At 35.8% G+C, this 11,678-nt stretch carries 3 protein-coding genes; all 3 read right to left on the bottom strand.

The features are described from left to right. Positions 1-133 precede the first annotated feature (133 nt). From MHB44_RS15865 to MHB44_RS15875, 3 genes are read right to left on the bottom strand one after another with little or no spacing between them, the layout of a single operon-like run. Positions 134-9,046 (bottom strand): amino acid adenylation domain-containing protein, encoded by an 8,913-nt coding sequence (locus MHB44_RS15865; RefSeq protein WP_341299967.1) that lies wholly within the window; start codon positions 9,044-9,046, stop codon positions 134-136. 11 nt (positions 9,047-9,057) lie between these two features. Next, positions 9,058-10,677, bottom strand: a complete 1,620-nt coding sequence (locus tag MHB44_RS15870; protein WP_341299968.1) for an AMP-binding protein — start codon at positions 10,675-10,677, stop codon at positions 9,058-9,060. Further along, the gene (locus MHB44_RS15875) at positions 10,625-11,677 is read right to left on the bottom strand and encodes a methyltransferase (protein WP_341299969.1); all 1,053 of its coding nucleotides are present in this window, start codon (positions 11,675-11,677) and stop codon (positions 10,625-10,627) included. Before MHB44_RS15875 ends, MHB44_RS15870 begins: the two co-directional genes overlap by 53 nt. Position 11,678: the final 1 nt, after the last annotated feature.

Genomic DNA, 11,678 nt, shown 5'->3' on the forward strand with positions numbered 1-11,678 from the left:
CATTGCTAAAAGCAATATACCAAGTTTATTTCACTTAAAATGGAGCCTTTGTGAGCATAATATATTCAATAGAAATTCATTGTTTGCCTAAACTGAATAGAATAATTATGCTCGCAGCTCCCTTTTCTTTTTACTAAAGTGAGCCTGTCACTTGTGCCTCTTCTTTATCTTGTTCGTCCTTCTTTTCTTCGAGATTCAGAGCTAGCCCTTCAATGGTAGGGTGTAAAAATAATTTTTCTAATGTTAAAACATAGCCTTGTTCATCGAGTTTATTAATAAAGCGGATTGCTTTTAAAGAATCGCCACCCTGTTCAAAGAAATTATCTTTTATACTTCTATATTCTGTCTCCAATATTTCATTCCAAACCTTCACAATAGCCTGCTCCTCTAATGTAACTGCTAGTCTTCCTTGCTCAACGATATCAGGCTGGTGGAAAGTCTGATATTGTGCTAGTTGCTTACGGTCAAGCTTGCCATTAGCCGTTATTGGAAATCTTTCATGAACGAAATAATGATCTGGACACATATACTTAGGAATAGTATTTTTCACCTCTTCTGCAAACTGCTCAACAGATAGTGATTTGATTTGTGCTGGTCCTCCTGCTATCATAATGTGTTCCCCTAACCATTTCGAGTCACTTTGCGGCCACTCCAATAAACATGTATAGCCCTCATCCTTCATTAAGCTTTGCCAGGCTTCTCGATTGAGTAAAGGCAATTTTTCTGTACATCTAAAATCTCTAAGCTGATGATAGCCTTCTTCAAAAAATGCTACAGTAATTAATAAAAGGGCATTATTCTTTACATTTTCAGTTAGGATAATAAGACCACCCGGCTTTAATAGACGTTTTAAATAAGCCATGGTGTTATTCAAATGATGACTTCTATGCAATGTATTTTCGGCAATGATAATATCATAATCATGCAGCACACATTGTTGATTATCTGGTGGGATATTGACATCAAATTGTTTAAACTTTATATGTTCTTGTGTCGTTGATGCCTTTTTCCAATTTATAAAGTCGCTTGATTCGTCACAATAGGTGTACTGTCCAGCATTCTTAAATACCTTGGCGAAATTATCCGTGCCATGTCCTGTTCTTGTGCCAAGTTCTAAGACATTCAAAGCCTGATTTGTATCAGATTTAGCTAATGTTGCTAGCATATGCTCAACTAATTTTTCGGTATGCCGACTCCATAAATTATACTGTCCTAATTGTTCTGGCGTTAAAAACCCCTGTGAATCCAATAAATAAGCTTTTGCTGATTGCTCTCCTTTTAAAATAGCAAGACGGGCAGATCGAGATGTTATAAGTTGTTCTCTCAATTGTTGAAGTGTTTGCTTCATTTCATCAAGATTAAAGTCATTTAACTGATGATTTATATAGTTTAAAGCACCATTCTCACTGAAGTTGACAATATAACTAGAAGCCCTCTTTTCCACAAAACCATAGTGAACAAGATAATCTAGCCAATGCTCCATCAGAGATGCGTACACATTTGCAACGGACCTCATAATATCCTCTTTTATAAATACTTGCCCTTCTGCTTTAAAAATAGTTAAAGCATATAAATCTAAAAACATCGTACCGACACTAAGCCATTCAATCGACTGTGTATAATCTGCAAGCTGATTTATTCGCAAATTTGCGGTTGAATGCGCTAGTTCCTTTTTAATAATCTCGATGCTTTTCACTAGGTTTATATCTGTTGCAATCGTTTGAATAAGCTCATGCTGAATATGTTCATAAAGCTTCAGATGGCCAATGAGCTTTTGCTCTTGCATCGTGACAACCGCCTGTTGTATGATAGGGAATTTACATAAATTCGCTTCAATATCACCTAATTCTACTCGATGACCATTGATTTTAACTTGCTGATCTTCACGGCCTAAAAACTCAATATTGCCATCAGGAAGAAATCTAGCTAGATCCCCTGTTTTATAGATACGTTCACCTGTTATTGGATGGTGGATATAGTGTGCTTTGGTTCTTTCAGGATCGTGACAATACCCTACGGATAAACCAATACCACCAATATATAAGTCCCCTTTCACCCAGACAGGGCAATCTTCATAGTTTTTATTTAATACATACAATTGTTGATGTGATAGTGATTTGCCATAAGGAATGCTCTTCCAGCTCTCTTGTACTGTATTGATAATATAGTAGTTAGACCAAATAGAACATTCTGTTGCACCACCTAAACTAATTACATTTGCCCCTTCAAAAATATTCTTTATTTTTTCTGGTAGAGTTAATGGAATCCAATCACCACTTAATAGCACTGCTTTTAAATCATGACCTCTTTCAGCAATCGTACGAGCTGTTTTATGGTAATCAACTAACATCTCCATAAAGGTTGGCACAGTATTCCATATCGTAATGTGATGTTTATGCAACATATCTAACCAATGTTCGGGGTCCTTCAACCTCTGAATTTCTGGTATAACAACTGCTCCTCCGACAGATAACAAGCCAAAGATATCATAAATGGATAAGTCAAAGGTAAAATTCGATAAGGCAATACTTCTATCAGAATCTGTTACGTCAAAACGCTTATTAATATCTAAAATTGTATTCACAACACTGCGATGGGTGATTTCAACACCTTTAGGTTTACCTGTGGAACCTGAAGTGAAAATAATATAGGCTAAATCAACTGGTTTTACATCTCTAAATATCGATGGCTTATCTTTATTAGTCGCAATAAGCTCTTCCACAATATATATATTCATTCCTAAGTTACTATAACGACTAGCCAAAGACTGGGTTGTCATTACACTGTCGACCTGTGCTTGCTGAATGATTTGATGTAATCGTTCCATTGGTGTATCTATATCTACTGGCAAGTAGGCTATCCCTGCTCTCATAATACCTAGCGCTGCAACGATTTGCTGCCAATCTTTCTCGATTAACACGACAATGACCTGTGCTTGTCCTGGGCTTACTGAATAAGCTATATTTTTAGACATTGTATCCAATTCCTCATAGGAAATGGTAGCTGAAGGAGCAATAATAGCTGTATTCTTCCTATTCTCTATACATTGTTTTTCTATCAAACTAACTAATGTTTCTTCTGATAACGGGATAATAGCTGCTTGATGAATCGCTTCTCTCTGTTTAGCATCTGGTAAAACAATTAAGAAAGATGATTGCTGCCACGCCTCAATACCTTGACTAAGTTTATCTAATAATTGAATATAGGCATGAAACATTTCGTTCAACAGACCTGTAGGGAATAATGCTTCAATACCATCCCACGATAGGATAAGTTCACCATCTTGTTCAAATACTTGGTGATCTAACCAAACTTGAGGTGTTTGAGAGGCTCCATAAACAATTTTCCCTAAATATGATATATCCTCCAAGTGATCCTTATTTACACCAATACCACTTGTAAAAACAATAGGCATGACAATATCATTAAACTGCGTGTTCTTTCCTTTCCTCAACATTCTTTCTACCTCTACACCACTCACCAATGTATGTTCAAGGTCCTGTAATAATTGTCTTTGCGTATCTTGACATCGCATAATAAAATTGCTTTCATGGCGATGATCTATTTCAACCAATACTAATGATGTAAAGTCACCAACTAATTTATCTACATCTTCATGTAAGGGCAATCGATTAAAATGTGTTAAGTTTAATGTAAAATGTTGATGTCTACTATAGCGTCCTAAAACTTCTGCATAGGCAGTCATAATAACATTTGAAGGCGTCAATTTAAGTTGATATGCCATTTGCTTTATGGCTGTCCATTTGTCCTTCGATAACATAGCTTGATATCGAGTAAACTTTTGTTCAGCAATGTCATGTGGCTGCTTTTCTATCGGCAATTCAGGTGCAGGTGGCAACTTTTGAATGCGTGCCTCCCAGTAGTCCATATCTTTTTTATACTGAGAAGATTTTTTTAAATCAGCGAGCGCAATCGCATAATCTCTAAAGCTAATATTAATCATTGGTAGGGTTAGAGCTGGTGCATTATATAGCTTGTACCATTCATCAAATAATAGAAAAATGCTATAACCATCAAATACCGTATTATCAAAACTGACATGTAATCGGGTTTTTTGATCATGACTTAAGCTTGCTTCAATGGCAAACAAGGGCCATTTACTGACATCAAATTGGCGTTGTGACATCTTGTTTCTTGTAGATAACACCCCTTTTTCAAAAGCTACTTGATCTTGATATTTGTAAACATTGATCTTAATTTGATAATAGGGTACTTCCTTTATAATCTTTTGAGAAAGTCCATTGTCTAATACAACAGCCCTCATAATATCATGACGTTGAATTAATTGATTCCACGCAGCTGTAACTGTCGCCATATCCAATTCGTCACACTCAAGCTCAAAATAACAATGAGCAGAAACATCACTTAAATCATACACACCGCTTCTTCCTAGCCAATATGACTGCTGAATATCCGTCAATGGGAATGGATCATATAAATGGTCTGTATCACATTGGATAGCGGCAAATGAAGTCAATTTACTATCCGCATTACTTGTTTCTACAATCTGCAAATGTCCAGATACATAATTCGCAAAATCACCAAATATAGGATATTTAAAAATTGTTTCCAATGAAATTGGTATATTTAAATTTTTTTGTAATTGACTATTAAGCTGTGTCGCAATTAATGAATCTCCACCAAGTTGGTAAAAATTATCTTCTAGTGAAATAGGCGATTTGTCTAAAACATCTTGCCAAATATTTGCGATTTTTTGTTCTAAAGCATTCATTGAACGTGTAGGCTCCACCTGCTCATGAACACCTGTATTGATGCTTGTTCTTAATAACTTACGATCCAATTTCCCGTTATTTGTAACAGGCATTTCAAGTAACATTGTTACATTTTTAGGAATCATATAATCAGGCAATTGCTCTCTTAAGTAGCTCTCTAATTGTTTTTGATTTAGTTGAATCTTTACTGGTGATGGTTGTGCCAGAAAAATATGATGCGCATATAGTTGCGGATGGTTAATTACTTTCACATTCGCATAAGCTGATTCACTGAAAACATCTAGCCATTGCTCATCCGATAATAGCGGCTGACAAACATCTTTTCGATTATCTTCAAATTGTGTAAAGCCTTGTTCTTCAAAACCTGTCGTAATTAACTGTAAACTATTATTTTGTGTATTTTCTGTAACAACCATCAGCCCATCTGCATCTAATAGTTGTTCCATCAATCGCATAGCTTTTGGTAAGTTTTTCACTCTATGCAATGCATTGTTGGCAATAATGATGTCATAATGATTACGTTGATATCCCTGCAAAATAGGGTCTATGTCGATATCTAAAGTTTTATATTCAATAGTGTCTGAAAGTATTTTTTCAAACTTGTTTTTAAAATACATGGAGGTATCTGTAATCGTATAGTGATAGTTAATCCCTGTTAGTTGCTTCACAATTGCTTTTGTAAGCGAGCTACCTCTTGCACCTAATTCTAAAATTTGCAGGGGACGCTTCCATTTATTTTTGGCACTACTTAGCATGTGAATAATAGTTGCCAGCACCTGATTACTTTCCTTAGCACCTGGCTCCTCAGAAATTACTTCCATTGGTGTTAATGTGTCTTCTGAAAATAATAGAGTTGCTGGCGCCACTTCTCCCTGAATAATGGCTTGCCCACTCCCTATAAAAGCAGTGCCAAATTGTTTTATTCTTGGATAATTTTCTAATAATGGCATCTTGCAATCAGACAGGTCACATGTATTTTCATAGATTACCATATCTGCTGTAGTTACTAGCTGAAGCTGATGCAGGAATCCAAACCATTGATGGAAAAGTGCATAATACCTAGCATCTATATTATTTTCTTCCAGTAGTTGTTGTAAATGATAAACATCTCCTTGTTTCATAGGGAAACCAGCTTGTTGTAGGATGAACGTTATACCATAGCAAGTTAATTGTTCGATCTCTGTACGAAAGTGCTGTATGGTTTTTGAGCAGCTTCGAGCATCGACACTAAAGCTTTCAGAAATAACTTCCATTACATTTTGTATAAGCTTTGGTATGTCAGATGAGGTTGAATGAATATCAAAAATATCACCAAAACTATCAGCCGTAATAAACGCATGAAGAGTATTCGCATTTTTCTGTTGATTTGCTAAGACAACTGCATCTTTAATACCCTTATTTCCCTTTAAGCTTCTTTCGATTTCACCTAGCTCAATGCGATGTCCATTGACTTTAATTTGTTCATCTTTACGACCTAAAAATTCTAAAATGCCATCTTCTGAATACTTACCAAAATCTCCTGTTTTATACCATTTTTCACCATCTATATAAACAAACTGGCTTTTGGTTTGTTGCTCATTCCCTTTATAGCCTACTGCAATACTTTTACCACCAATCCATAATTCACCAGCTACTTGATTTGGACAGTCTTCTCCTCTTTCATTTACTACTCGATATGCTTGATTTGGTAACGGGTATCCGTATGGTATGCTAGATAGCTCACACGCTTCATCATTTGTTATTTGATAATAATTGGACCAAATACCACCTTCAGTAGCTCCGCCCATCGCGATAAGGGTGCTATTAGGTGTTTTGATCTGCATTTGCTTGACTAAATCCGGCTTAATCCAATCCCCAGAAAGATAAACATACCTAACGGATGAAAGAATCTTTCCTTCATGTTCTAATTCAGCACATAACATCTCAAATAAAATAGGGGCGGAATTCCATACTGTAATATTAAATTCCTCCACGTACTTGACCCACTTATCAGCAGTTCGAACCTCATGTTCATTAAGTAAAATGAGTTTACCGCCTACAGCTAGTAAGCCAAACATATCATAGACAGATAAATCAAATTCAGTTGCTGACACGGCCAACACGCTATCTGAAGCGTCAATTTGCTGTAATTGATTCACAGCATAAATTGTGTTCCATGCAGCTTCATGGGTCATTTCTACACCTTTTGGTACACCCGTTGAACCTGAGGTGAAAATGATATATGCAGTTGAAGCTGGATCATATGAAATTTCAACACTTTGACAACATTGTTCGGCATCAGTAACAGATAAAAAGGAAATACCACTGCCATTCTCCAATTGTGGCTGATCCGTTACAACAACACATATATCGGCTGCCTGATAAATTTTGCTTCTTCGTGACAATGGTTGCTTTAGACTAATTGGAACATATACTGCCCCCGCCGCTAAAATGCCTAAGATTGTAGCAATTTGCTGGATGCCTCGTTCCATTAGTATTCCTACAGCATCCCCTTTTTTAATACCATTATTTTTCAAATATTGTGCAATACTAAGGGCTTTTTCCTGTAATAAGCCATATGTACATAACATGTTAGCTGCAGGAAAAATCAATGCTACATCATTAGGAGATCTTTGAGCATGTTCAAAGAACGGAGCATGTAAACAAGTAGGCTCAATTTCTAATTGTGTTAGCACATTGTTTCTTACGTTTAGTTGATCTGTTATAGGAACAAGTAAAGGACTTGACCAATCCTCGGTATGGCATATATATTCAACGGTTTGTTTAAAGCTTGCAAACATATCATCCAATATATGAGGCTTAAAAATATCATCTAAACTATCCCAAATTAGTAATAAACCATTGTCTTGTTCAAATACTTGAAAATCTAGCCAAACTTGTGGTGTTTGAGAAATCATATAGTGTATATCACCAAACACTTCGGTAAACTCTTCATTCAATAAAGGTGTACCTATATTACAAGAAAAAACAACTGGTGCAATTTGTTGTTCACTGCCATGCTGACGAATAAAATCTCGTTGAACATCAATACCTGAATAGGATGTATATTGCATATCTTGATGAAATTGCGCCTGAATTGCTTGTATATCCTGTAAAAATGGTCTTGGCTCCTTTAAATCTACCTCTAATAAAAGCAGTGTTGTAAAATCTGCTACTACTTCTTCAATATTAAATTTATCAGATGATTGTCGATTAAATAAGGGAATATTGATTAAAAAATGATCATTTTCACTCCATTTATTTAGAACAAGACTATAGATGGTTAGCAATACCATCGCTGGTGTAACACCTGATTTAGAAGAAAGATGCTGTAGTTTTTTCCATAACTCTGCACTTAAAAAGAAAGAACGTCGATTAAATAGAGGCCTTATTTCTGACTTATTGGCAACAGGCAATAAAGGCTTAGTTGGCAAGGTTGCCAATCTTTTTGTCCAATAAGCCTTTGCCTCGTTTCTTTCATTTTTTTGCTCTTCATCTTTTTCTACCAAATATGTAGCAAAATTCCATCCAAGAGGTGCTTGAGGCTGCACATTTCGATTATATATCGCCACTAAATCTCTTAATAGTATTTGATAGCTTTGAACATCTGCCACTAAAAGATCAATATCGAAAAATAAGCGACCCTTATTGTCTGGCAATAAAGTAATTTGTAATTCTGCGACTTGGCCTTCTTCAATTTTTAATAACCTATGAGAGGTTTGATGTCGCATCTCTTCTAAATGCTCTTGAATTTGATGATTATTTGCTGTTCGATAATCATGAATAATTAAAGGCCTTACCTGTGATTTTTTTAAAATATACTGTTTTCCATCTGCGGTAAAAATAGATCTCAGCATAGGGTGGTGCTCTTGCAGCTTCTTCCAAGCAGAAGCGAGTCTTTCAGTATCTATATGTTGAACATTAACCTCTAAATATCCATGACAGCCTACATTACCCAGGTACTGGCCATCATATCGTCCTATCCAATAAGCATGCTGAACTTCTGTTAATGGGAAAGGCTGATACATGTCTACATCCTCTATTTCAACCCTACATGCCATCTGTTCTTGTATGAATGCTTCGTTCATAAATAATGGTTGCCACTCCTTTAAGTAAGGGTTTTTCACCAATTGCTCAAAGGTCAAACGATAGCCTAGTTTTTTACTTAAGTTGATTAATTTCATTATTTGAATGGATGATAATCCCATATGTAACAAATTTTCATCCTCTGCTATTTCTCCACCATGATTCAACATACTACATACTGTATCTTTAAATGTTTGCCATTTTAGTAAGCCCTCTGCCTGCTTCATTGAAATTCCTCCTACTCTATATATTGTGCAATTAATTTTTTCTTGTCAGACTTACCTACATTAATATAAGGTATAGCATCTACATAAATTAATTGGTCAGGAAGTTTATAATGAGCTACACCAACTTTCGTCAAAAATTTACACAGCTCAGTCAAGGTTAGTTCCTTGTTCTTTTTAACAACAAATGCGCATATTCGCTCACCTAATTCCGCATCAGAAACACCAGCAACGGAAACATCTATGATTTCAGTATGTTCACGAATATAGCTCTCTACCTCACTAGGTATGACATTTTCCCCAGCGCGATTAATTTGTTCCTTCACTCTTCCGAGAATTTGAATATTTCCTTTACTTGTTACTCTTGCCTTATCCCCTGTCTTAAAATAACCATCTGCTGTAAAGCTTTTCTTATTCATATCAGGCGATTTATAGTAACCTAGGAATGTATAAGGTCCTTTTTGAATTAATTCCCCTGCTTGGCCTTGAGGAACCTCATGTCCATCCTCATCAACGATTTTAAATTTATCTCCTTGAGAAATTGGTTGACCTTGACATGATATAATCGTATCAATGTCATCATTTGGTGAAGTAAAGCATGTAATTCCTTCACCAAGCCCATACCCTTGTATTAACTGGCACTGGAATTGTGTCATCAATTGAAGAGCCAATTTTTTTTCTAACTTAGCCGCGCCCAATAAAATATATTCTATTGAAGATAAATCAGCATGTTCTTCTAAAGCTAAAGATTCTACCCATAAATTTGCAATAACAGGCACAATTGACGTAAACGTGACACGCTCTCTTTCTATCCAGCCAAGAACCTCATCGAATGTGCTAGTTGAACTAAGTACAACTTTACCACCTTTGCTGAAAGTGCCTATTACCCCTGGTGAGCATAGTGGATAATCATGTGCAATTGATAACACAGCAAGATACGTACTTTCTTGCGTCACTTGACAATGATCCGCAGCAGCTTTTGCGTTATATAAGTACGCCGTGTGCAATCTGGGAATAACTTTAGGTGTACCTGTCGTGCCACCTGAAAGCAAAAATAGAGCAATATCTTTATAAGAAGATTGATGTTTCATCAAGTCGCTATTTTGTGTAAACGACTCAGCCTCTATTTCTTGTAAAGAAATAAATACATCATTTGGTTCATCTGTAATAATCGAAACAATACTTGACTGTTCCTTTGCTACGCTCATAGCCATTAATTTATAATCGTAGCCAAGAAATGATGATGGAATAATCATGGCTACTGGTTCCGTTAAACTAGCTACATTCGCGATATCTTTTTCTCGATGCGTCGGCAATAACAAAATAGGTCTCGCGCCTATAATAAATAATGCAAAGCATGCCTTTATAAAATACATAGTATTTGGTAATTGTACGAGTACATTGTCTCCCTTTTTAATGCCTTTAGCTAATAAGCCCTGCGCTAAGAAATTTGCAGAACGATACAATTTCTCATATGTTACCGTTCCAGTTTGATCTACTAGCGCAACTTTGCCTTTATACATATCAGCCCAATTTTTTAATGCATCTGCTAAGGATAACTGTTCAAGGTAACCAGCTTTTTCATAATGCTCCACAAATTTCGTAACTATATCTACTGTCTGTATGTTGTCCATCTTTTCTAACCTCCAATATGACATCCTCATCTAGTAAATGCTTTCTGACAATATATAAATCGTGTTGGCGGAGGAGTTCCTCATACTGCTTTTCAGTTCTTTCCTTGCCATTACACATAGCCCAAATATGCATATCTCCTAAAAAAGCTGGAAGCGTTTGCTTAGTTACTCTTTCAGGCAACAATTTTTCTACAATAAACAATACATTTGTATCCGTCATAGCCTCTGCAATGTTTTTTAGTATTAAGCTAACTTTATAATCATCCCAATCATGAAGAATTCTCGATAATATATAAATATCTGATTGATGTTCAAGCGGTAAAAAGAAATCTCCTTCTACAAACTGACATCGCTCTTCTAAACCATGTCTATGAATCGTTTGTTCTGCTTCTTCTTTTATATAACCCTTGTCAAGGATAATTCCCTTTGCTAAAGGGAAACCCTCTAAAAGTTGTACGATTACATCTCCTGCACCACCTCCTATATCAATAATTTGTTTAACCTCAGCTCTATTTCTTGTTTGGAATAGTATTGCTAAATCTAGCTGGGTACTTGAGTGCCGCATCATTTGGTTAAATGTACTTAATCTATGATCACTCCCTGCATTTATCTCAAAAAAAGCTTCATCCTCCATTAGTTCAATAGGCGATTTATTGCTTTTTATCCCTTCAAGAAAAAACCCCCATGCCTTCATACATATCCTTCCGTTAAATAAAATCATAGATTCCATTGATTGCTCACTATAGCGTGATAGCTTCTTACCAAGAGAAGTTAAATAATACCTGTCCTTCTCTTTATTCACGAAATCCATTGCCCTAAGAACCTTCATCAAACGTTCTAATAATGGATCAGAGAGCTTTAACCTTTTAGCAAGTTGCTGATTTGTCATACTTTCTGTAAATAATGTGTTAAATATGCCTAATTCTACAGAGCTATATACAACATACGATTGTGAATAGCCTTGTATCATATGAATGATCTTCATTTTCTCTACATCCACA

The organism is Lysinibacillus sp. FSL H8-0500 (assembly GCF_038051955.1).
Lineage (GTDB): Bacteria > Bacillota > Bacilli > Bacillales_A > Planococcaceae > Lysinibacillus > Lysinibacillus macroides.

Excerpts from the sequence above, each read along its gene's own strand:
- MHB44_RS15865 (WP_341299967.1), bottom strand. The coding sequence starts at position 9,046 with ATGAAGCAGGCAGAGGGCTTACTAAAATGGCAAACATTTAAAGATACA.
- MHB44_RS15870 (WP_341299968.1), bottom strand. The coding sequence starts at position 10,677 with ATGGACAACATACAGACAGTAGATATAGTTACGAAATTTGTGGAGCAT.